Source organism: Gordonia gummivorans, from assembly GCF_022513585.1.
In the GTDB taxonomy this organism is placed as follows: Bacteria; Actinomycetota; Actinomycetes; order Mycobacteriales; family Mycobacteriaceae; genus Gordonia.
Genome location: NZ_JAKWBF010000022.1, coordinates 21,362 through 42,909 on the forward strand (window position 1 = coordinate 21,362; position 21,548 = coordinate 42,909).

20 protein-coding genes and 1 pseudogene are annotated in these 21,548 nt (G+C 65.8%); 15 read left to right on the forward strand and 6 right to left on the reverse strand.

Annotation, left to right across the window (positions count from 1 at the left end; all coding sequences use genetic code 11):
• The first annotated feature begins 36 nt into the window (after positions 1 to 36).
• The 3 genes from nusG to rplA all read left to right on the forward strand — a co-directional run bounded on the left by nusG (position 37) and on the right by rplA (position 2,273).
• On the forward strand, positions 37 to 915 hold the full coding sequence (gene nusG / locus MKW15_RS16295) for a transcription termination/antitermination protein NusG (RefSeq protein WP_240860086.1): 879 nt from the start codon (positions 37 to 39) through the stop codon (positions 913 to 915).
• A 124-nt stretch (positions 916 to 1,039) separates the two neighbouring features.
• Positions 1,040 to 1,474, forward strand: coding sequence for a 50S ribosomal protein L11 (gene rplK, locus MKW15_RS16300; protein WP_240860087.1), 435 nt, complete (start codon positions 1,040 to 1,042; stop codon positions 1,472 to 1,474).
• A gap of 82 nt (positions 1,475 to 1,556) precedes the next feature.
• On the forward strand, positions 1,557 to 2,273 hold the full coding sequence (rplA, locus tag MKW15_RS16305; RefSeq protein ID WP_240860088.1) for a 50S ribosomal protein L1: 717 nt from the start codon (positions 1,557 to 1,559) through the stop codon (positions 2,271 to 2,273).
• A gap of 12 nt (positions 2,274 to 2,285) precedes the next feature.
• Here the strand turns inward: rplA and MKW15_RS16310 are convergent, their stop codons facing one another.
• Positions 2,286 to 2,873 (reverse strand): hypothetical protein, encoded by a 588-nt coding sequence (locus tag MKW15_RS16310; protein WP_240860089.1) that lies wholly within the window; start codon positions 2,871 to 2,873, stop codon positions 2,286 to 2,288.
• Positions 2,874 to 3,275: 402 nt separating this feature from the next.
• On the reverse strand, positions 3,276 to 4,223 hold the full coding sequence (locus tag MKW15_RS16315; RefSeq protein ID WP_240860090.1) for an alpha/beta fold hydrolase: 948 nt from the start codon (positions 4,221 to 4,223) through the stop codon (positions 3,276 to 3,278).
• Between the two features lie 274 nt (positions 4,224 to 4,497).
• Between MKW15_RS16315 and MKW15_RS16320 the strand changes: the two genes are divergently transcribed.
• From MKW15_RS16320 to MKW15_RS16345, 6 genes and pseudogenes are all read left to right on the forward strand, one after another.
• The gene (locus MKW15_RS16320; RefSeq protein WP_240860092.1) at positions 4,498 to 4,947 is read left to right on the forward strand and encodes a hypothetical protein; all 450 of its coding nucleotides are present in this window, start codon (positions 4,498 to 4,500) and stop codon (positions 4,945 to 4,947) included.
• A gap of 101 nt (positions 4,948 to 5,048) precedes the next feature.
• Positions 5,049 to 6,065: an NAD-dependent epimerase/dehydratase family protein gene (locus tag MKW15_RS16325; RefSeq protein ID WP_240860094.1), complete on the forward strand. Its 1,017-nt coding sequence runs from the start codon at positions 5,049 to 5,051 to the stop codon at positions 6,063 to 6,065.
• A 113-nt stretch (positions 6,066 to 6,178) separates the two neighbouring features.
• Entirely contained in the window at positions 6,179 to 7,132 is a 954-nt protein-coding gene (locus MKW15_RS16330) for an L-lactate dehydrogenase (RefSeq protein WP_240860096.1), read from the forward strand.
• A gap of 41 nt (positions 7,133 to 7,173) precedes the next feature.
• Positions 7,174 to 7,272, forward strand: a pseudogene (locus MKW15_RS16335) (excalibur calcium-binding domain-containing protein); the annotation flags it as partial.
• A 99-nt stretch (positions 7,273 to 7,371) separates the two neighbouring features.
• Positions 7,372 to 9,564 (forward strand): MMPL family transporter, encoded by a 2,193-nt coding sequence (locus MKW15_RS16340; RefSeq protein WP_240860099.1) that lies wholly within the window; start codon positions 7,372 to 7,374, stop codon positions 9,562 to 9,564.
• A 205-nt stretch (positions 9,565 to 9,769) separates the two neighbouring features.
• Positions 9,770 to 10,600: a DUF2786 domain-containing protein gene (locus tag MKW15_RS16345; RefSeq protein ID WP_240860101.1), complete on the forward strand. Its 831-nt coding sequence runs from the start codon at positions 9,770 to 9,772 to the stop codon at positions 10,598 to 10,600.
• Positions 10,601 to 10,619: 19 nt separating this feature from the next.
• Here the strand turns inward: MKW15_RS16345 and MKW15_RS16350 are convergent, their stop codons facing one another.
• The gene (locus MKW15_RS16350) at positions 10,620 to 11,660 is read right to left on the reverse strand and encodes a YihY/virulence factor BrkB family protein (RefSeq protein WP_240860103.1); all 1,041 of its coding nucleotides are present in this window, start codon (positions 11,658 to 11,660) and stop codon (positions 10,620 to 10,622) included.
• 74 nt (positions 11,661 to 11,734) lie between these two features.
• Between MKW15_RS16350 and MKW15_RS16355 the strand changes: the two genes are divergently transcribed.
• Positions 11,735 to 12,223 carry a TIGR04338 family metallohydrolase gene (locus tag MKW15_RS16355; RefSeq protein ID WP_240860105.1) on the forward strand — a complete coding sequence of 163 codons (489 nt, stop codon included), beginning with the start codon at positions 11,735 to 11,737 and terminating at the stop codon, positions 12,221 to 12,223.
• Positions 12,224 to 12,467: 244 nt separating this feature from the next.
• Here the strand turns inward: MKW15_RS16355 and MKW15_RS16360 are convergent, their stop codons facing one another.
• Positions 12,468 to 14,504, reverse strand: a complete 2,037-nt coding sequence (locus MKW15_RS16360) for a CocE/NonD family hydrolase (protein WP_240860107.1) — start codon at positions 14,502 to 14,504, stop codon at positions 12,468 to 12,470.
• Between the two features lie 613 nt (positions 14,505 to 15,117).
• On the opposite strand from MKW15_RS16360, the gene rplJ reads away from it, so the two are divergent.
• The 4 genes from rplJ to rplL (MKW15_RS16380) all read left to right on the forward strand — a co-directional run bounded on the left by rplJ (position 15,118) and on the right by rplL (MKW15_RS16380) (position 17,563).
• A complete protein-coding gene (gene rplJ / locus MKW15_RS16365) occupies positions 15,118 to 15,642 on the forward strand; it encodes a 50S ribosomal protein L10 (protein WP_240860109.1) in 525 nt (174 codons plus the stop codon).
• A gap of 74 nt (positions 15,643 to 15,716) precedes the next feature.
• A complete protein-coding gene (rplL, locus tag MKW15_RS16370; RefSeq protein ID WP_012833010.1) occupies positions 15,717 to 16,109 on the forward strand; it encodes a 50S ribosomal protein L7/L12 in 393 nt (130 codons plus the stop codon).
• Positions 16,110 to 16,322: 213 nt separating this feature from the next.
• Entirely contained in the window at positions 16,323 to 16,937 is a 615-nt protein-coding gene (locus tag MKW15_RS16375; RefSeq protein WP_240860111.1) for a hypothetical protein, read from the forward strand.
• Positions 16,938 to 17,116: 179 nt separating this feature from the next.
• Positions 17,117 to 17,563: a 50S ribosomal protein L7/L12 gene (gene rplL, locus MKW15_RS16380; protein WP_374247442.1), complete on the forward strand. Its 447-nt coding sequence runs from the start codon at positions 17,117 to 17,119 to the stop codon at positions 17,561 to 17,563.
• 106 nt (positions 17,564 to 17,669) lie between these two features.
• Here the strand turns inward: rplL (MKW15_RS16380) and MKW15_RS16385 are convergent, their stop codons facing one another.
• Both MKW15_RS16385 and MKW15_RS16390 read right to left on the reverse strand, forming a co-directional pair.
• A complete protein-coding gene (locus MKW15_RS16385; protein WP_240860112.1) occupies positions 17,670 to 18,203 on the reverse strand; it encodes a hypothetical protein in 534 nt (177 codons plus the stop codon).
• A gap of 115 nt (positions 18,204 to 18,318) precedes the next feature.
• A complete protein-coding gene (locus MKW15_RS16390; RefSeq protein ID WP_240860113.1) occupies positions 18,319 to 20,913 on the reverse strand; it encodes a helix-turn-helix transcriptional regulator in 2,595 nt (864 codons plus the stop codon).
• A 225-nt stretch (positions 20,914 to 21,138) separates the two neighbouring features.
• Here MKW15_RS16390 and MKW15_RS16395 point away from each other — a divergent pair, with 225 nt between their 5' ends.
• Positions 21,139 to 21,525: a hypothetical protein gene (locus tag MKW15_RS16395; protein WP_240860114.1), complete on the forward strand. Its 387-nt coding sequence runs from the start codon at positions 21,139 to 21,141 to the stop codon at positions 21,523 to 21,525.
• The last annotated feature ends 23 nt before the right edge of the window (positions 21,526 to 21,548 follow it).

Sequence of the window (21,548 nt, forward strand, 5' to 3'; positions counted from 1 at the left end):
ACCGCAAACGTAGGAATACAAAGGAGCGTGGGCGCAGTGAGCACCCCGGAGAACGAGAACGTTTCGGCAGCGCAGGACAGCGCGGTCGATGTCGTCGATGCCGACGTCGTTGAAGACGCCGTGGCGACCGTGGACGAGACCGACGATCCGGGTGTCGAGGCCCAGGCAGAGGCCGCTGAGGACGAGGCGGACGCCGTCGAGGGTGGCGAGGACGCTGTCGAGAAGGCCGACGAAGCCGCCGAGGCTGTCGCCGAAGAAGCTGCTGCCGAGCCCGCTGTCGAAGAGGAGCTCGACCCGGTCGAAGAACTCCGCAAGCAGCTGCGTCGCGCGCCGGGCGACTGGTATGTGATCCACAGTTACGCCGGGTACGAGAACAAGGTGAAGGCCAACCTCGAGACCCGCGTGCAGAACCTCGACGTCGGCGACTACATCTTCCAGGTCGAGGTCCCGACCGAAGAGGTCACCGAGATCAAGAACGGCCAGCCCAAGAAGGTCAACCGCAAGGTGCTGCCCGGCTACATCCTGGTGCGCATGGATCTCAACGACGAGTCGTGGGGCGCCGTGCGCAACACCCCGGGTGTCACCGGGTTCGTCGGCATGAACTCGAAGCCGTCGCCGCTGAGCCTCAACGAGGTGCTGCAGTTCCTGATGCCGCGCACCGAGGCGAAGAAGCCGGCTGCGTCGAAGGGTGCCGCAGCCGAGGGTGTGGAGGCCGCGGCCGCCGCAGCCACTGCGACCATCGAGGTCGACTTCGAGGTCGGCGAGTCGGTCACCGTCATGGACGGCCCGTTCGCGACCCTGCCCGCGTCGATCTCCGAGGTCAACGCCGAGCAGCGCAAGGTCAAGGTGCTCGTGTCGATCTTCGGTCGCGAGACCCCGGTCGAGCTGGCGTTCAACCAGGTCGAGAAGATTTAAACGGCGCCCTTCGAGGCCCGTCGCCAGCGCTCCTCGCACCTCAGGGAGCGGAAGCGGGCGCTGACATAAGAACTTCCACGCCTCCAGCGGACGTGGATTTGCAAGAAACAAACAAGGAACAAGGATGCCTCCCAAGAAGAAGAAGCTCGCCGGGATCATCAAGCTCCAGATCCAGGCAGGCGCGGCCAACCCGGCCCCGCCCGTGGGTCCGGCGCTCGGTCAGCACGGCGTGAACATCATGGAATTCTGCAAGGCGTACAACGCCGCGACCGAGTCGCAGCGTGGCAACGTCGTGCCGGTGGAGATCTTCGTGTACGAAGATCGCTCGTTCGACTTCAAGTTGAAGACCCCGCCGGCCGCGAAGCTGCTGCTGAAGGCTGCCGGTCTGCAGAAGGGCTCGGGCGAGCCCCACGTCAAGAAGGTCGGCAAGGTGTCGATGGACCAGGTCCGCGAGATCGCCAAGACCAAGGCCGAAGACCTCAATGCCAACGACATCGATCAGGCCGCGAAGATCATCGCCGGTACTGCTCGGTCGATGGGTATCACCGTCGAAGGCTGATCTACCAGCGCAACCAAGTGGGAGGGCCGGCTCGGCCCACTAACCACGAACTCGTCAAGCAACACGGAGAAAGAACAGAGCAATGAGCAAGAACAGCAAGGCCTACAAGGCCGCGGCCGAGAAGGTCGACAAGTCCAAGCTCTACAGCCCGCTGGAGGCTGCTGAGCTGGCCAAGGACACCTCGTCGACGAAGACCGATTCGACCGTTGAGGTCGCGATCCGGCTGGGCGTCGACCCCCGCAAGGCAGACCAGATGGTTCGAGGCACCGTCAACCTGCCGCACGGAACCGGTAAGACCGCCCGCGTCATCGTCTTCGCGGCCGGCGACAAGGCCGCCGAGGCCACCGCCGCCGGTGCCGACGAGGTCGGTGCCGAGGACCTGATCGAGAAGATCCAGGGCGGCTGGCTGGACTTCGACGCCGCGATCGCCACCCCGGACCAGATGGCCAAGGTCGGTCGTATCGCGCGTGTCCTGGGCCCGCGTGGTCTGATGCCGAACCCGAAGACGGGCACCGTCACCACCGACGTGACCAAGGCCGTCAACGACATCAAGGGCGGCAAGATCAACTTCCGCGTCGACAAGGCAGCCAACCTGCATTTCGTCATCGGTAAGGCGTCGTTCGACGCCACCAAGCTGGCCGAGAACTACGGCGCGGCCTTCGACGAGATCATGCGCGCCAAGCCATCGGCCGCCAAGGGTCGCTACATCAAGAAGGTGACCGTCTCCACGACGACGGGCCCGGGCATCCCGGTCGACCCGGCAGTCACCCGCAACTTCGCCGAGCCCGCACAGGCCTGAGCGAAACCCGCATCACGAACCCCCGACCGCCGATGGTGGTCGGGGGTTCGTTGTCTCTCTGCGTGAGGTCGGGATCGGCAGCAACCTCCACGCCGCGAGCGCGAACGCGGCCTGGCCGGCGGAGTTGATGCTCTGCTCGATCCACTGCGCGGTCATCGTCTGCTCACCCGACGACATCGGACCGAGAGCGTAGGTGGCGAGCAGGCTGCATGCGAGAAGTGCGACGGTCGGGGTGTCACGTGCACGGCGTGCGTCGCGCCCGAGTGCGACGAACAACGCCGTGACACCGACGATGGCGGCCACCAGGAATCCGTCGGCGATGGACGGTATTGCCACGCCGAGAGCGGCTGCGGCACAGCAAATTACAGCTACGGCTGGGTTGCGCAGACCCCACGCGGCGGCAGCCAACAAGACGAAACCGCAACCCATCAACGGGAACAGCGCGTCGGCGAGGCGGGGGAGGTCGGCGATGTCGGCCGCAGCGAGTAGTTTCCAGGTCGCCTTGCCGGCCGCGATCATGACGGCGGCGACGTACCCGGCGGGTTGGCGGAGGCGGTATGCGGTGAGTGCGGCTGCGACTGCGCCGAGGATCACCGGCACGAAGTCACCGCGGCGGTCGCCCAACTCCCCGGATCAGCGACCTACCCGCCGCCTGCGGCGGCGATCGTGGAGGCGGGAAGAGGGCCGTGGAGCGCGGCGCGGCGACGATGATCCACGAAAAATAGGGGAAGAAACTCGTCCCCTACCCCTGGAGTCCTCCCCGCGAATTTTCTCGCGGACGACTCAACAAGCAGGGGCAGAAAGTAGGGGAAGAACCTTCCCCTACGCGGTGACCTGCGGAAATCTGTACCTGGAGGCTGGCCAGGTGCATTGTGCACGTGGTCGGGTTGAGGGGTACAGGCATCCGACGGGGTCGCTGTGGGTTCGGGTGGGTCGGAATGCCTCGCGCCCGGCGACCACGCTCGCCCGGCCTCCGCGACGCCGACGACGTCAGGGGGCCGCTCAGCCCGCGGTCGGTGCGGTGACGCAGCGCGTTGCGAACGTGATGATCTCGTCGGCGACGTCGTCGCGGATCTCCGGCTCGTTGTGGACTTCGTGACGAAAACCGCTGTAGACGCGGGCGCGGACGTCGGGGTGGCCGGTCGCGATCAGGCGGTTGGCGACGTGATAGGCGCCTTCGCCGTAGTTGGTGACGGGGTCGTCGTCGCCGGCGAGGATGAGGACCGGCAGATCTGGACGCACGCCGGTGTAGAAGCCGTCGCCGTTTGCGGTGTCGTAGAGGTCGATGAAGCCACGGATGAAGCGGACCGACATGGGGGCGCCGAAGTTGTTGAACGGGTCGGTCGCGTGGTCGCGCACGACCTCGGCGTCGCGGGCCACCCAGTCGGTGGGGCCGGCACCCTCGCCGTAACGGGACACGAAACCGTCGAACAGCGCGGCGAGATACTGCTCGCCGACAATGCCTTCGGGGTCCGATTCGGACGCCAACCCGTCGCGGTCGACGAGCGTTTCGATGCCGTGCATCTGCGCGGCGATCCCGCCGAGGATGAGACCGGCGACATGGTCACTGTCGCCGGCGACCAGGCCGCGCGCGATCATCGATCCCCACGAGTGCCCGAAGACGATGTAGGGCAGGTCGGGAAAGCGTTCGCGGACGGCTGCGGCGAGGGTTCGCTCGTCGGCGAGCACCACCTGATCGGCGTCGTCGCCGGCGTCGCCCCAGATGCCCGACGTCATGGCGGTCTTGCCGTGGCCGGCGTGGTCGTCGGCGGCGACCACGAACCCGGCGTCGAGCAGCTTGGTGATGAGCGGCAAATACCGTCGCGAGTGTTCACCCAGACCGTGGATGAGATGGATGATCCCGACGGCCGGCCGGACCGGAACGTAGATCCAGCCGAAGATGGTGTCGCGTCCGTTGTGCGACGTGAATTCGACCTCGTGAAGCGACATCGTTGTCCTCCTCTGACTGGCACTGTCGAGTCACACGCTAACAAGGTCGACGGGTCGGCGGCGGCTGATCGACGTCCCGTCCAGCCGATGAGACAGTAGCCCGATCGGACGAATTCGCCCGCGCCCGGCCGGTTTTGATTGCCCGACGGCTCTGCGGTGGGTACGAAGTACGGGGGGTCCAGAAGCATTCGGCAACCGCACGGTGCGGTGCCGTTCGAAAGGAATCACATACACGAAGCGAATCGTCTCCGGCGCACTCGCAGGCACGGCAGCGGTGGCCCTCTTCGCCGCCCCGGTCGTCGCGCAGGCCGACCCACTCACCGACCTGATCAACGCGCTGAGCGCCGGCTCGTCGAGCGCCCCCGGCCCGCAGGGCGGCCAGCCCGGCAACCCGAGCGCGAACGGCGTCGCATCGATCGTGACCAAGGTGGGCGCGTGGCACGGTCGCAGTGTCGGCCCGGACCAGTTCGACATCAAGCAGTTCCGCCCGGGTGTCACCTGGTCGGCGCGCGACCGGTCGAACGCCGAGGTCAAGGGCGAGAAGTGCCAGATCGAGATCTCCTTCCCCGGGACCGACAGGGCGACGTACAAGACGGCGGTCTGCTCGGGCTGGGTCGGATTCAGTGTCAAGTACCCGGGTCCCGGCACGTACTCGATCAAGGTGAAGGACGTCGTCTCGGGCGCGTCGTCGACCACGACGTTCAAGCTCGTCAACGGGAGCTGACCGCAGCCGAAGTCTGAGGAAGGCGAGGGTGCTGCAGAAGCACCCTCGCCTTTTTCGTCATCGGGACGGCATAGTGATGGTGCACCGACACAGGAGGCGTTGTGGCCGCATCTGCACCGAGAGTCCTCGTCACCGGCGCTACCGGTTTCATCGCGGGCTACACCGTCGCCGACCTCCTCGCACACGGCTACAAGGTTCGGGGCACGGTCCGCAACACCCTGACGTCCGACGTCGCACATCTGCACGCGATCGCCGAGAAGGCGGGTGGCGACCTCGAATTCGTGTCGGCGGATCTCGGGTTCGACGCCGGCTGGGGCGAGGCCGTCGATGGATGTGACGCGGTGCTGCACATGGCTTCTCCGGTACCCGCGTCGGTGCCGAAGGACGCGGACGAGATCGTCGGTCCCGCCGTCGACGGGACGATGCGTGTTCTGCGTGCCGCGTCGGGTTCGGTGCGTCGCGTGGTGATGACATCGTCGGCCGATGCCGTCGTGCATGGTGCCGATCACGGCGACCGCCTGCACACCGAGGCGGACTGGTCCGACCCTGCCCTCTGCGCGCCGTACCCGAAGAGCAAGACCCTGGCCGAACGCGCTGCGTGGGATTTCGCGTCGACCAACGGCGTCGAACTCGTGGTGGTGAACCCCGGAACCGTCGTCGGCCCGTTGCAACATCCCGGCCGGCCGACGTCCATGGAGCCCATCAGAATGATGCTGTCCCATGAGATCCCGGCGGTACCGCGGCTCGGGTTTGCCCTGGTCGACGTCCGCGACGTCGCCACTGCGCATCGGCTTGCGCTGGAAACTCCTGCGGCAGCGGGCAATCGGTACCTCGTCGCCGACGACTGGATGTGGATGGGTGAGATGGCACAGGTGTTGCGCGGCGAGTTCGGTCCGCTCGGATACCGTGTGCCGACGCGACCGCTTCCGTACGCGTTGATGTGGTTGGTCGCGCGATTCGACAAGACCGTGCGCCTCGGCCTCACCTACTACGGCATGTCGATGCGTCTCGACGCCGCGAAAGCGCAGCGGGAACTCGGATGGACGGCCCGTCCGGTCGGCGCGAGTCTCGTCGAGGCCGGTCACAGCCTGATCGATCTGGGGGTCGTGACGCGCTGATTCGGTGAAGGTTGAGTGTCCACCTGGGAGTTCGGCCGACAGCGACCGCACAAATCGGCTATGACAGAAGGGGAGCACTACCCAACCGACAATCCGACTCAGGCGGTGAATGGATGGAAGCCCGACCAACCAAGCTGGCAATCATCGGTGCGGGAGCAGTGGGAACCGCAGTCGCGTACGCGTCGCTCATCAGGGGCGTGGCGCGGACCATCGCGCTGATGGACATCAACACCCCGAAGGTGACGGCCGAGGTGCTCGACATGTCGCACGGCCTCGAGTTCGTGCCGCGTGCCGACATCATCGGCGACGACGACGTGTCCGTCTGCGCCGACGCCGACGTGGTGGTGTTCACTGCAGGCGCCAAGCAGAAGCCCGGCCAGTCGCGACTTGAATTGGCCGAGGCCACAATCGGTTTGACGAAGGCGATCATGCCGGGCGTTCTCGATGTGGCGCCCAATGCGGTCTACATCATGGTCACCAATCCCGTCGACATCGTGACCTATGCGGCGCTCAAGATCAGTGGACTGCCGAACAATCAGGTGTTCGGGTCGGGCACAGTGCTCGACTCGTCGCGCCTGCGGTTCCTGATCGCGCAACACTGCGACGTCGCGGTGCAGAATGTGCACGCCTACATCGTCGGTGAACATGGTGACAGCGAGATCCCGCTCTGGAGTTCGGCGAGTATCGGTGGTGTGCCGCTGCTCGACTGGAAGCCGCTGCCTGGCGGGCAGGCGATCGACGTCGCGGCGCGCGAACGCATCCACCACGAGGTGGTGCACTCGGCCTACAAGATCATCGAGGGCAAGGGCGCCACCAACTACGCGATCGGCTTGGCCGCCACCCGCATCGTCGAAGCCGTGCTCAACAACGAGCATCGTGTGCTCCCGGTGTCGACCGTCGCCAAGGGCTATGAGGGACTCGACGACGTGTGTCTGTCGCTGCCGACCATCGTCGACCGTGCCGGTGCGGAAACCCGCCTCGAGATGCCGATGTCGGACGAGGAACGTGGTGGCCTCATGAAGTCGGCGGCAACATTGCGCGAGATGCAGGACAAGTTCGGGTTGTAGCGTCATCTGAACGAATGGTCGCCCCGGGGTTCGTGTGTCTCGGGACACCGGTCACGGACTTCACCGTCGACAACGACCTGTACAACGCGAACTCGGACAGCGACCGAGACGGCGACGGGATCGCCTGCGAAAAGCACTGATCCGGTGGCGCCTTGACGACACGCGTCGGGTGGGAGTCGGGGGATCTTGGGGGGATACCCCTATTCCATGTCGGCTCGTGACGCGGCACGATCGTAGGCATGTTCACTTCCCTGGCGCGTTGGGCAGTACGGAATCGTTGGTCGGTGGTGGGTGCGTGGGTGATTGCGCTCTTCGCCTGTATCGCCCTGGCGGGTGCGTTCGGAGGAGAGTCGATCACCGACTTCGCCGACGACAATCGCACCGAGTCGGGACGCGCGCTGGAGACGCTCAACGCTGCGGGTGGTGGGTCGGCCGCGGACGAGTCGAAGGTGGTGTTCGCGACCGACGCGTCGGTGCAGGGTGGTGTCAACAACCCGGCGGTCCGCGCCGAGGTGAACGCCCTGCGTGATCGGATCACCGCAATCGACCCGAATTCCCGTATGGCCGACCTGTATTCGCCGGTGCCGTCGCGCGATGTGGCCTTCTCGCCCGACGGGACGGTCGCATATACGACGCTGACCCTGCCCGCCGACAACGACAGCGTGCGGCAGAAGGTTGTCGACGAGATCAAGGCGTCCGCCGAGGAGTTCGACGCTCCCGGTACCCGGGTGTCGTTCGCGAGTGACTGGTTCGCCGACCAGGCGCCCGCCGGTCTCGGTGAGGCGATAGGTATCGGACTGGCGATGATCATCCTGCTCATCGCATTCGGCACACTCGTCGCGGCCGGTCTGCCGTTGCTGACCGCGTTGTTCGGCGTGGGCGTCGGGGCGTCGGTGCTGCTGTTGCTCCAGAACGTCGTCGACACCCCGAATTTCGCGGTGTCGTTGACCGCGATGCTCGGGATCGGCGTCGGCATCGACTACGCGCTGCTGATCCTGACGCGGTTCCGTGCCTCGCTGGCCGACGGCGTCGACGTGCCCGATGCCGTCGAGGCCGCGATGATCACCGCCGGGCGCTCGGTGGCGTTCGCCGGCGCGACGGTGACGATCGCGATCGCCGGTCTGTTGACGCAGGGCGGAGTGATCGGGCCGACGATGACGCTGGCCGGATGCGCGGGTGTGCTCTCGGTGATGCTGGCCGCGCTCACGCTGTTGCCGGCATTGCTCGCGATCATCGGCCGACGCGTGGATCGGCTCAAGGTGCCAGGCGTGCGGAGTCGGCCGGGCACCGATGGCGCGATCGCCACGCGGTGGAGCCGGATCGTGCAGTTGCACCCGTGGGCCGGGGTCCTGGTGGCCTTGGCGATCCTGATCGTGTTGTCGATCCCGGTGCTGGATCTGCGTCTCGGCTTCGGCGACGCGGGCAACCGTCCGACGTCGGACACCACGCGCGTGGCCTACGACGACCTGGCCCGCGGGTTCGGCGACGGCACCAACGGTCCGATCTTCGTGGTGACCGAGCTGCCCGACGGGCAGGCCGATGCGGCGCGGTTGGGTGCGCTCGGAACGTCGCTGCGCGGCACCGACGGTGTGGCGTCGGTGAGCCCGCCGATCGAGTTGGGACGGGTGGATGGTCAGCCCGTCGCGATGCTGATCGTGACGCCGACGACCGGGCCGCAAGAGCAAGAGACGCTCGACCTGGTGCATCACATACGCGACACCGTGGCGCCCGCGTCGGGGCTACCGGTGGAGCTGACCGGGGTGTCGGTGGGTGGCAGTGACTTCTCCGAGCTGACGCTGAGTCGTCTGCCGCTGATGATCGCGGTGGTCTTGGCGTGCTCGTTCATCTTGCTGGCGTTGGCATTCCGGTCGATCGTCATCCCGGTGAAGGCGATCATCATGAATCTGTTGTCGCTGGGAGCGGCGTTCGGCGTGATCGTGGCGGTGTTCCAGTGGGGCTGGGGGATGGAGCTCATCGGTGTCGGCAAGGTCGGGCCGACGGAGGCCTGGGTGCCGATCGTCCTGTTCGCCGTGGCCTTTGGGCTTGCGATGGACTACGAGGTGTTCCTGGTATCCCGTATCCGAGAGCGCTATCTGGCATCCGGCGACGCGACGACGTCGGTGACGGAGGGTCTCGCGTCCACGGCCCGCGTGATCACCGCGGCCGCAGCGATCATGGTGTGTGTCTTCGCGAGCTTCGTCTTCTTCGACGACCGCGGACTCAAAGCCATGGGCCTGGGCCTGGCCACCGCGGTGTTCATCGACGCGACCGTGGTGCGCATGCTGCTCGTGCCCGCGACGATGGAGATCCTCGGACGCAACAACTGGTACTGGCCGAGCTGGTTGCGCTGGGTGCCGTCGTTGGACGGGGTGCATGGGACCGAGGGTGCGGCTGCGGAGGCGCGTCAGCCGGTAAATGTGGCGCGTCGCTGATCTCCGCCCCGGACTTCGGCCCCTCCTGAAATCCGCCCCAGATTCCCACCCTCGGCAGAGCATTCATCGACATATCGTCGACGGGCCATTAGCCGAGGGTGGAAATCGGGGACAGGTGTGTGGGGCGGATTTCCGGAGAACTGGGCGGACGCGGGGTCTCGTCGTCGGGAGGGAACCGAATCGGGCTGCGCATAGTCTGACTTATATGCGCGACGACAAGCTGCTGACCCGAATCTCCGCCCTGTTGCGTCAGGCCGAGAACACCGACAACGAGCATGAGGCGGAGACGTTCATGCAGGCGGCCCAGCGTCTGGCCACCGCGTCGTCGATCGATCTGGCGGTTGCCCGTGCGCACGACCCGGCGGCGCGGACCAAGACGATCCCGATCTCCCGGCAGGTGGTGCTCGGTGAACCCGGCAAGCGTGGGCTGCGCACGTACGTGCAGCTGTTCGTGGCGATCGCGCGGGCCAACGACGTGACGGTCGACGTCGCACACAACTCGACCTACGTGCTGGCCTATGGATACGAACTCGACATCGATGCGTGCGAGACGCTGTACACGTCGCTGATCGTGCAGATGGTCGCGGCCAGCGACGCCTACCTGCGGTCGGGTGCCTACAAGGGCGAGACCTTCGCCCGCGTCGTGACCAAGGGCAATGGCTGGCGGGCGCGACGGGTCGTCGAGGAGAAGCCGTTGTCGCCGATCACCGCTCGGCTGAACTTCCAGTCGGCGTTCGCCGAGCGGATCGGCCGTCGGCTGTCGGAGGCGCGGGACGCGGCACGCGCGGAGGCGATCGAGGCCGAGCGCGACTCGGCTCAGCCCACACGGTCGACGGCGGTCGCGTTGCGCAACAAGGAGATCGAGGTCAGCGACTTCTACCGGACCGAATCGAAGGCGCGCGGGACGTGGCGACCGTCGAGTGCGTCGGCCGGATACTCGGAGGCTGCACGTCGTGCCGGAGACAAGGCGGGTCGTCGGGCCAAACTCGGACCCGACCGCGAATTCGGGGCGCCGCGAGGGGCATTGGAGGCGTGACGACCGCCATCGCCGACGATCAGATCTTCGGCTGGTACCAGCGCGCCGACTCGGTACGGGCCATCGGCTTCGGTGCGCCGACGTACTTACGGGTCCAGCGCCCGATGGTGCCCTCGTCCGTAACGAAGGCGTGCACCACCAGCGCGGTGACCACCAGGATGCAGCCGAAGAAGAACAGCCAGCTGATCGCGATGAACACGACGCCGAGGGTGCCGTAGTGCTGGGTGGTGTTCTCCACGATGCGGGGGAGCGCAATCCGACTGCCGACCAGATAGGCGGTCACCAGAGCGCCGGTGACGGCTCCGTTCACGATGAGCAACCGCATCGGAACCTGCGTCGAGACCAACAATCGCGGGATGAGCGTCCACGTGATCGTCCAGATGATGAACGTCACCGCGATGACCAGGATGATCCCGAGGACACCACTGTCGTCGATGTGCACGTTGAAGATGGTGTTGGTCTTCAGGTCGGTGGCAAAGCCCTGGAAGATGACTGCCACCGGAATGCTGAAGATGACCACCACCCAGCGCCACCAGCCGCTCAACGGCAGCTTGGTGACCTGCCAGATCGAGACGTACATGCGTCCGAGCGCGCGCGCCAGCGAGGTGGCGCCCGCGATGCACATCAGTGCGCCGATGAACCCGAAGGTGCCGACGGTGGCGTCGTTGCTCGACGACACGAAATCGACGTGCTCGGAATGCATGCCCAACGACTTGAGAGCCTCGTCGAGGTACGAACTGCCCGGCAGCGTGGTCATGAGAATGACGATGGGCAGGATGCCGGTGAAGGCCTGCGCGGCGAGCGTCATGGCCCGGTCGGTGATGTTGCCGCGGATGATGTCGGTGATGATGCGCATCAGCAACGTCCCGCCGGGCATCACCTGAACAAACTCGTACACCTTGATCGCGAAGGCCTGACCACGGGCGATCCACGTTTGCAACAGTGCGCGGAGTGCGGCGAAGCGGCGCTCGTCCAAAGGCGATCGGGTGTCGTCGGAGGACGTCTCCTCGGTCTTCGACGCATCCCGGTCGTCGGTCGACGGGTTGGCCTCAGCGGGCATCGTGACTCCAATCGCGCGATGGCAGGAAACTATCATCGCCGACGAACCCGACGGTCTGAGGCAGGGTAGGTCTGGTGGCGCCCAGAGATTCGTTGCGTAGCCGGTTCTATACCGCGGAGCGGCTGGTGCTCAACATGTTCGATCGCGCCGGACCGACGCGGACCGTGCAGATCGCCGGCACCGAGCTCACGCTCCCCGTCGAGGCGCGTTTCGCGTCGATCGATTCGGTGCGGGATCACGTCCGGGAGGTATTGGCGATGCCTGCCGTGCAGGACCGGTTCCCGCGCGCGGCGGTGCAGGTGTCGGTTCGCGCCCGACGCGGCTTTCGCCTAGCGCACTACGAGCCCGAGAGTGCCACGATCGCCATCCCGGAATCACGTGAAGGACGTTGGGCGATGCGCGAACTCGTTGCGCTGCACGAGATCGCGCATCATCTCGACGACTCCGGTGGGCCCGCGCATGGTCCGGGGTTCGCGAACACGCTCATCGACCTCGCGGGTATCGTGCTGGGCCCGGAGGTGGCATTCGTGTATCGGGTGGTGCTCGCGGATTCGGGTTTGTGAGCATTCGATCTGCTGGCTAGGTGGGGCCTCCGAGCCAACCCGCTGCCTGAGGTGCGAGCTTGCGAGCGTCGAAGGCCTGGCGACCGTTTCTATCTGGTCACCCAATTGTCTTGTGTCACCAGGCCCTTCGAGGCTCGTCGCTAGCGCTCCTCGCACCTCAGGGAGCGGCAAGGACCGGGGAGCGGTGGAGGGCTCAGTCGATGCCGTCGCCGCCAAGCAGCGGAAGGCGAGTGGCGGCTCGCTGTCAGTCGATGCCGTCGCCGCCCAAGAACGTCAGGTAGCTCGGGTGTTCGGGGTCGAGCACGAGGCGCTGACGCCGACCGCGCGCTTTGATGAGGTCGGGGACGACGGTGAGGTAGCGGGGGAAGCTGGCCGCGTAGACGTCGACGCGGAGTCGGTGTCCGGGTTCGAGGACGGCGTCGGTCGGGACGAGGTCGACGTCGATGCGCACCGGTTCGTCGGCGGGAACGGGCAGCTTGCGCTTGCGGGACAGGAAGTGGTGGGCGCGCAGCAGGTGTCCGTCGTCGGAGTAGGTGGACATGCTCTTGTCGAGCGCCCGGTTGGACGCCGACAACGCGCCGTTGGTGAGGACTGTCGAAGTGCCGTCCGGCGCAACATCATTGACGGTGACCGCCCAGATCGCCTCGTGTCCGGTGGTGGCGACGTTGAGCCGCAGGTTCATCGCGCCGCTGATCGGGGTGGCCTCGGCGACGGGTGCGCTCGTGAACGAGAGGGCGCCGCGTTCCTGGGATCGCGCGTCATGGGTGAACGAGCGGCCCAGTGCCATGGTGGCACCAGCGGTCACCTGCGTCATGTCGCGCGACCGCATGCCGCGGATGTCGGGATGGATGTGCAGCGACGAGATCCCCACGCCAGGAACGCTACTCAGTGATCCGTCGTGTACGGCATGTCCGGCCGACTCCGATGGTTCGTCGACGAGATACAGCCGATGCGACCGGACGCCGGTACGCGGGAAACTCGGTCCCGACGTCCAGGCCCCGCCCTGCTGCAGCATGGTCACCGGACCGTAGTAGTCGATGCCATTGCGGTGGTTCTTGAGCCAGCGGTCGAACCAGGCGCGTTCGAGGACGTCGAGTCGCGGCGGGGCGAACTTGCCGCCATACCCGGATCCGACGTCGAAGTGATAGCCGTCGCCGACGACCATCTGCTTGCGGCCGGGTTCCATGTTCAGCCGCTCGTAGACGCCGGTCGCGCTGCGGCCGAACAGATCATGCCAGGCGCCGACGGTGAACGTGGGCGCCTCGATGCGATCCACCTTGGGATCGCGCTCGTCGAAGTAGGGATCGTCGAAGATGCGATCGTCGCGGGCGGTGAGGAATCCCCACAGCAGCGACGGGATCTCGGTGGCCGGCGACTTCACCCGGTCGGCGGCCCAGCGCAGGGCGTCACCGCGGACGATGTCACGAATCACGTTGGCCGGGTTGGGAACCCACTTGAGTACGTTCACCACCGACAGCCAGGCCGGGATGAACGCCGACGGCATGCCGCCGGTGATGTAGATGTCGCGGACGATGTCGTCGCAGCCCTCGACGGCGAACACCGCCTTGAGCTGGGGCGGGCACTTGTCGGCGGCCTGCAGCGAGTTGATCGCCGAGTACGACCAGCCGGCGAGGCCGACCGCACCGTCGCACCATTCCTGTGTGGCCGCCCAGTCGATGATCTCCACCGAATCCTGCTGCTCACGCGGGCCGAGGATCTCCCACTTGCCGTGGCTGGCGCCGGTGCCGCGCACATCGACGATCACCTGCACGTAGCCGCTGCGCACAAGTCTGCGGTTGATGCCGAAGACGTCGAAGACGCCACCGGCGACCGTCTGGGTGAGCGTGGTCAGTCCCTCGAGTGCGGTGCCGGTCGCGTCGATCGAGCGCGACGCCGAATGCAGCGCCTTGCCGAGGACCGGGGCGTGCAGCGTCTGATCGAGGACGTCGATCGCGGCCCGGTTGTAGGGGTTGATGTTGACGATGGCGGGGTAGGGGGTCAGCACGGTCTGGCCGAAGCGGTTCGCCGGGCGGATCACGGTGGCGCGCAGGGTGACCCCGTCGCTCATCGTGATGGAAACGTCCCGGTCGATGTGCACCCGCGGATACAGTTGTGCGCCGTCGACCTGTTCACGCCAGCGGATGCCGTCGGCGCCGCCGGTCGGATCACCGAGGGGCAGGGCACCGAAATGCGGTACCCCAGCGGTGCGCGACCGTTGCGATGGCTCGAGGGAGCGGCGCGGCTTGGCGCGCGCGCCGTCGGTGTCCAATTGGTACGTCATGGTGCATCGCCCTGCCTGGGGAGCCGCCGTGACACCAGGTTCGCTTCACCGTCGACCGGTTCGTCGTCGGCGATCATCCGAGTGCACACCGACACCCCCTCGTGTCGGTGGCAGGAGCGCCGTCAGACGCGAAGTGCACTGTGGTCTGGGTCACCCCCACCGTTGCTGAAGAATAACTCAGGGCAGATCTCGGATCGCTAACTAGGGGGCCACTTTTTGGCCATGTTCGCGTAACCCGAGGTCACGGTGGGTGGGTAGGCGGCAAAACCATCCAATCGGATAGGCCTGGACCGGTACGCAGGCGGCGATTTGGAGTCGCTGATGGTCCTGGCGTAACCTTTCCTGCGATGTGATGCACACCCGTGCGTCGTATCGGTTCAACCAGAGACCGTCGGTCACCGGGACGCCAGTTCCGGACGAAGGTGCGATGTCGCCGGCCCACGCAGGATGAACGAGGAACATTGCCGCACGCCTTGCGTGCGAACTGTGCGCCCCGTGCCTTCTTGCGCCGGGGCGCTTCGTCATTTCGGCACACGTGTGCCGTCCGCCTTCGCATGACCCCCGCCTCGGGTTGGGCCCGACCAACTCTAGTGATGAGGAGAGGAGGCGAAGTATGGCCAAGTCCGACAAGGTCGCCGCAGTCGCGGAGATCGCTGAGCAGTTCAAGGGCTCCACGGCGACGGTCGTCACGGAATACCGTGGCCTGTCCGTCACCCAGATCACCGAACTGCGACGGTCCCTCGGTGAGGGTGCAACCTACTCCGTCGCCAAGAACACCCTGGTGAAGCGTGCCGCCGCAGAGGCGGGCGTGGAAGGGCTCGACGAGCTGTTCAGCGGTCCCACCGCAATCGCCTTCATCGAAGGTGAGCCGGTGGTGGCCGCCAAGGCGATCAAGACGTTCGCCAAGGACAACAAAGCACTGGTCATCAAGGGCGGATACATGGACGGCCGCTCGCTGTCCGTGGCGGAGATCGAGCAGATCGCCGACCTGGAGACCCGTGAGGTGCTGTTGGCCAAGCTCGCCGGTGCCATGAAGGGCAACTTGGCAAAGGCTGCCGGACTGTTCAATCAGCCGGCTTCGCAGGTGGCGCGCCTGGCCGCGGCCCTGCAGGAGAAGAAGAACGAAGCCGGCGAATAGTTCGCCGCACCACAAACATCCCCACGGGGATAACCACAACCCCGTGTGGGGCTTGAATAGGAAGGACGCCACCCATGGCGAAGCTCACCGCTGACGAGCTCATCGATCAGTTCAAGGAACTGACCCTGCTGGAGCTCAGCGAGTTCGTGAAGAAGTTCGAAGAGGTCTTCGAGGTCACCGCTGCCGCTCCGGTTGCCGTTGCCGCTGCCGGTGCTCCGGCTGCCGGTGGCGCTGCCGAGGCCGCCGCTGAGCAGGACGAGTTCGACGTCGTGCTCGAGGCTGCCGGCGACAAGAAGATCCAGGTCATCAAGGTCGTCCGCGAGGTCGTCTCCGGTCTGGGCCTGAAGGAGGCCAAGGACCTCGTCGAGGGTGCTCCCAAGGCGCTCCTGGAGAAGGTCGACAAGGACGCCGCCGAGGCTGCGAAGGCCAAGCTCGAAGAGGCCGGCGCCAAGGTTTCCGTCAAGTGATCTGAGCGGTTCAACCGCATATTTGCCAGGACCCCGGGCCGTCACGACCCGGGGTCCTTTGCGACATGGTGCGCTGAGAAGTGGCAACTTCGAAGGCGGTCGGGACGGATGGTGCTATTGTGGCACGTGTTCCGACTTGCATCGCCGTTGAGTGGTTGGTCGCGTATCGTGCTGGAGCAGTAACCTGGAGTCCTCCCGACTGGATGGATATCGATGGAACACTCACTTGCTCGCATCCTGGGGCACAGTCTTTCCCACTCGCCTCCGCGAGACATCGAGAAGGAGATCGGCGAGGTTCAGCAGCCCACTGGGGACTTTGTTCGCGATAACCCAGAGCTGTACCAGGTTGCTTTCGACGAATCAGTCCGAGCGCTCGACCAACAATCAAATGAATTGTCGGCAATCCGGCAGCGAGTAGTTACCTACCTGGCTTTGGTTGTATCGGGAACTGCCTTTCTGGTCGGTTCGTCCATTTCGCGTTCAGCGGAGGTCGCAGGCAGTAGGGACGCGGCCTTCTTCGGCTTGACAACGCTTGGAACTGTACTCGCGGTATTAACGGTTCTGTTCGTCGCAGTTACACTTTCGCCGTCTTCAACGGTTGTGGGAACTCGATCAAGTGCGCTCAAGATCATCAAGTGGAATATCGAGGCAGAGGTTCCGGCACCGTCTAGAGGTGCTTTGCTGAGAACACTGGCGATCCAGTACGACTACGCCCGTTTGGATAACGAAGAGGTGTTGGGTGACATTCGCCGCACATACGTGCGTGCGATAGTTTGTGGTGCCGCCCAACTCGCTGTTTGGGCTGTGTTGGCTTGGGTCGTTACTTAGTGGCCAATAGCCGATTCCCCTGTTGTGATGTGCGAGGACCTTGAGAAGTTGACTGTTGCGCGGAAATGTAGGAGCTTTCATTGTCGCCCGGGGATAGTGGTGGAGGCGGAGAAGAACTGAGTCCGAAGGTAGAGCCGGACATTCACCCGAGTGAGCCGATACCGGAGACACCAGCACGGATTTCCGATCCACCCAGACGTGGTGGCAAAACACCGGTCGAAGAAGGACCGCAAGGCAGTACCAAGCTCACCGCTGACGAGCTCATCGATCAGTTCAAGGAACTGACCCTGCTGGAGCTCAGCGATTTCGTGAAGAAGTTCGAAGAGGTCTTCGAGGTCACCGCGGCCGCTCCGGTCGCCGTCGCCGCTGCCGGTGCCCCGGCCGCCGCCGGTGCCGAGGCCGCTGCCGAGCAGGACGAGTTCGACGTCATCCTCGAGGCTGCCGGAGACAAGAAGATCCAGGTCATCAAGGTCGTCCGCGAGGTCGTCTCCGGCCTGGGCCTGAAGGAAGCCAAGGACCTCGTCGAGGGCGCCCCGAAGGCTCTCCTGGAGAAGGTCGACAAGGACGCCGCCGAGGCTGCCAAGGCCAAGCTCGAAGAGGCCGGCGCCAAGGTCTCCGTCAAGTAAGCGAACTTGCGCATCGATGACCGTCAAGTGATCTGACGCAACCGACGAGCCCGGGACAGTGTCACTGTCCCGGGCTCGTCGGTTGTTCGGGCGAGTGCTGCGTCGCTCAGCTGCCGAATGTCTCGAGGAGTTGTTCGAGAGGTGTCTTGGGCTTTGGTTTGGGCAGCGGAGCTTTGGGGTTGAACTTCGGTTTGGGGCCGCCCGGCTTCAGTTTTGGTTTGGGTTTCGGCGTCGGCGCGAGAGGAACCACGGTCTTGTCGACGGTGACCGGACCTTCCCCTCGGAAGCGATACTTCGGGGGAAGAATTCCCCCCGAATCGGAGTGGCACGCGTAGGTGACAAAGTGGTTGCCCGCGGTCTTCGCCTGGGCGACATGCTCTTGGCGTGTGCCGCGAAGGATCACGAAGTCCGGCTGTCGGACGCCGGCTACGGTCCACCCGCACGTGACGCCGCGGTCGGCGTTGTTCCAGAATTTGAACACCACCGTCTGCTTCGGACCGCCCTCGATGCGGACGTCGAATCCGTCTCGCTGATACACAAGCGCGGTGCCGGCGCTCGCGGCACCACCGCCCGCCGCGATTGCGACCGTCGCGATCGCCGCGGTCGTCACTGCTGCTGCGGTGCGTGAGATCTTCCCCATCGACCAACCTCCCTGACATTGGACATAACGCGTCAATGGTCAGGGCGATGACGTTGTTCTCATGGCGTAGCGGACTACCTCATATACTCTGTCGAGCTACTCCACCGCGTGGGTGTCACCTGTCGGTGGTGGGTGCGGGAGGCCGATCCAGGTCGCGAAAATGCGTTCCGGTGCGCTGAGACGCGCGATAGAGGTGACCCTCGATGGTGCGCACGGACACGTTCATCCGCTGCGCTATCTCCCTGTTGGTCAGTCCACGGCGGACCATCGACACGATTTCGCGCTGCCGTTCGGTCAGCCGGTCGGCACTGGCCGCGGCGACACTGGCGGGGGTGTACAGCCCACGCGGGACGGCCGTCGCGTTCATTCGTTCGAGCGCGGTGAGGCGCGACCCCGCCCGACCCTGGGTGCCGAAGAGTCCGGCTGCCTGCGCGAGCGTGTCGACGGCGGAGTCGTGCAGCCCGATGGCGTGGTAGACGTCGGCCGCGCACAGCAACCCTGCTGCGTCGCGAGCCGCGAGTGCGCCGGAGTGTTCGGCCGCCGCTGCGGCCCGGGGAAGCGCAGGGTACTTCTTGCTCAATCGAACGATTCGATCATGCTGGGTGCTGTCGCCGAACCGCAGCGCGGTCTGAAGTGCGTACACCTCGTGCCCCGACTGGCCCCGTGCGCAGGCGAGATCCGCGGCGTCGTGGGTGAGTGCGACGGCCGTGGAGATCTCGCCGCCGAGCGCCGCACCCCACGCGCGCAGCGACACGATCCGCGGATCCAGGAACCCGAATGCGGGGTGCGGATGTTGCTGCAGGCGTTCGAGACAGCTCTGCAAGGTGGCGACGTCCCCGGATAGCGCTGCCGCGTACCCCTGTTCGACGACGAACTGGTACCACATGAACGTCCCCGCGCCGACGGCGTCGAGGGTGGTGACGGCGTTGCGCAGGTCAAGTATTGCCGCGCGTGCGTCACCCGACCCGGCCTCGATCATCCCTTTGATGCCGCCGAGCCAGCCTGCCGTGAAATCGGGGGCCGTGGCCAAGGATTGGGCCAGCGTTTCCCGGTAGTCATCCAGCAGGTGGCAGTTTCCGGCGAGAATCGAGGAATAGGTATCGAAGTAGGCGAGCGGCGTGCGCTGGTGTGCGGCGGACTCGAAGCTCGCCGCAATGTGGTAGCCACTCGCCGAGGCGGTGTGCGCGGCCGACACCTCACCGCGCTCGGTGGCGGCGAGGACGACCGCCCAGCTGTGCAGGACCTGCCCGATGTCAGGTAACCGATCGCGGTCGACCGAGTTCAGGACCGGTAGTGCCGCGCCGGTGTCGCCGGCGAACGCTGCGCACAGGCCGCGAACGGTGTCGCGAATCGCGACGGATGCGCCCGCGTGCTCGACGAGAGCCTTGGCCGCCGTGTCGTCGCCGAGCGTCCACAGCAGGTTTGCGGCCCGAATCATGATGATGGTGTCGGCCTTCGTGCCGGTGGTGTGGGGACCGAGTGCGGCGAAGCCTTGGATCAGTGCCCGTTCCGCGGCGGCGCCTTGGCCGACGAGCGACAACGCGTAGCCGTACGTCGTATACGCGTCGACCTGAGCGGGTGAGTTCAGGGCGCGACCGCTGATGTCGAGCGCCAGCGGAAGATCCATGATCGACAGAGCGGCCTGTGCGCCGTCGACCAGTATCGCTCCCCGGTCGGGGGCGCCGTCGGCTGCGTCGGACACCAGCATTGCCTTCATGATGCGCAGCCGATGGGTGGTGGCGGGCAGGCTGTTGAGTTCGGATGCGAGGCGCGAGCGCAGGTTCCGCAGGCGGGCCGCCCCCGCGATCTCGCGGCTCACCTCACCGAAGAGCGGATGGGCCAACCGGGTCGGATGGGTGTCGCCGTCGGGGGTGACGACGATGAACTGGTGTGCTTCGGCGACTTCGAGTGCCGCGGAAGTGGTGAGTCGTCGCAGCAGTTCGAGGGGTAGCGGCTCGGCGAGCGCGAGGAGGTCGATGATGTCGACGATGTCCTCGGATGCGCGTCGAATGCGGCCTCGTACAGCTTCGGCCAGCGTGCGGGGTGGTCGCAGGTTCTCTGCGGTCCAGCTCTCGTCCTCGAGCACGATGAGTCCGTTGCGCCGAACGTCGTCGATGATGGAGATCACGAACAACGGATTGCCCTCGGTGATGGACCACAACTTGTGGCTGAAGTCTTCACGCATCGGCGCGCCGAGCATGATGCGAGCCAGCTCGTCGGTTTCGGTGCGGCTCAGGGGATCGAGATCGAGGATCGTGGCGCCCCGGCGGTTCACGATCTCGATGAGCGCGGGTGGCACGGCGGATTCGCGTCGCAGCGTCATCACCACGGCCACGCCGGCGGTGACCATGAGTCGTTCGAGGACGAACAGCGATTGTGCGTCGAGATGATTGGCGTCGTCGATCACGACGACCTGTTGCTCGGCGCCGCTGAGCGATTCGGTCAGCGCGATGAGCCGGTCGAGCGCGTCGGTGATGTCTGAGTCGATCCAGGGTGCGAAGGCGCCGAGCGGGATCGGCTCCGCTGCTTCGCTGGCCCCCACCCAGTGCACGGGCACGCTCAGCGAGGCGGTGGTCTCCTCGACAAGGCGGCTCTTGCCGACGCCACCCGGGCCCCGGACGACGACGACCGCGTCGGGTTCTTCGTTGAGCAATCGGCGTAGTTCGGCGCGCTCCTTGATCCTCCCGGCCAGGGGCACCTTGCTTGCCATCTTCGTAGGATAGGGCGCGCCGATCCTTCGGGCGATCGATCGTTTGGTCGACCGACCACGATGCACAACCGGTCGTGCGAGTAGCGCGCCGTCGGATTCGAGTAGCCCGCCACTCCATCGAGTCTCCTCACTCACCGGGATGATCGACGTTCCGGGAGGCCGGCCAGGCATTCCGACATCAGCGAGAGGACGAGCATGTCTGTGTGCGGAAGTATTCGCGACCAAGTGGCAGCGCGGGGTCGAACTGTCCTGCTGGGGGGCGCCGCGGCGGCGGTCGCAACCGCGGCTCTCCTGGCGGGAGCCGGTCCGGCATCGGCATACACCGTCTGGATGCAGACCGATGGCAGCGCGAACGGGAAGTATGGGACAGGTTGTACCTACACGATCAAGGCCCACGGGAGTGACGTCACACCGATCACCGTCAGCGACGATGCCAAGGTGATCGACGTCAAGACCCCGAACGCGGCGGGTGACGTGGAGGTCGAATGGAAACCGGCCACGAAGGGGCCGCACGTGCTGAGGGCCCAACAGCCAGGGCGGCCGGCGGCGACGCTGGCCCGGACCGTCGGCACCGGTCTGAATCTGGGAAGCTCGTGCCCGGTCGTCGACTGACCCCTAGCACGACCTAGGGGACC

Excerpts from the sequence above, each read along its gene's own strand:
- rplK (WP_240860087.1), top strand. The coding sequence starts at position 1,040 with ATGCCTCCCAAGAAGAAGAAGCTCGCCGGGATCATCAAGCTCCAGATC.
- rplA (WP_240860088.1), top strand. The coding sequence starts at position 1,557 with ATGAGCAAGAACAGCAAGGCCTACAAGGCCGCGGCCGAGAAGGTCGAC.
- MKW15_RS16315 (WP_240860090.1), bottom strand. The coding sequence starts at position 4,223 with ATGTCGCTTCACGAGGTCGAATTCACGTCGCACAACGGACGCGACACC.
- MKW15_RS16330 (WP_240860096.1), top strand. The coding sequence starts at position 6,179 with ATGGAAGCCCGACCAACCAAGCTGGCAATCATCGGTGCGGGAGCAGTG.
- MKW15_RS16340 (WP_240860099.1), top strand. The coding sequence starts at position 7,372 with ATGTTCACTTCCCTGGCGCGTTGGGCAGTACGGAATCGTTGGTCGGTG.
- MKW15_RS16345 (WP_240860101.1), top strand. The coding sequence starts at position 9,770 with ATGCGCGACGACAAGCTGCTGACCCGAATCTCCGCCCTGTTGCGTCAG.
- MKW15_RS16350 (WP_240860103.1), bottom strand. The coding sequence starts at position 11,660 with ATGCCCGCTGAGGCCAACCCGTCGACCGACGACCGGGATGCGTCGAAG.
- MKW15_RS16360 (WP_240860107.1), bottom strand. The coding sequence starts at position 14,504 with ATGACGTACCAATTGGACACCGACGGCGCGCGCGCCAAGCCGCGCCGC.
- rplJ (WP_240860109.1), top strand. The coding sequence starts at position 15,118 with ATGGCCAAGTCCGACAAGGTCGCCGCAGTCGCGGAGATCGCTGAGCAG.
- rplL (WP_012833010.1), top strand. The coding sequence starts at position 15,717 with ATGGCGAAGCTCACCGCTGACGAGCTCATCGATCAGTTCAAGGAACTG.
- MKW15_RS16375 (WP_240860111.1), top strand. The coding sequence starts at position 16,323 with ATGGAACACTCACTTGCTCGCATCCTGGGGCACAGTCTTTCCCACTCG.
- MKW15_RS16385 (WP_240860112.1), bottom strand. The coding sequence starts at position 18,203 with ATGGGGAAGATCTCACGCACCGCAGCAGCAGTGACGACCGCGGCGATC.
- MKW15_RS16390 (WP_240860113.1), bottom strand. The coding sequence starts at position 20,913 with ATGGCAAGCAAGGTGCCCCTGGCCGGGAGGATCAAGGAGCGCGCCGAA.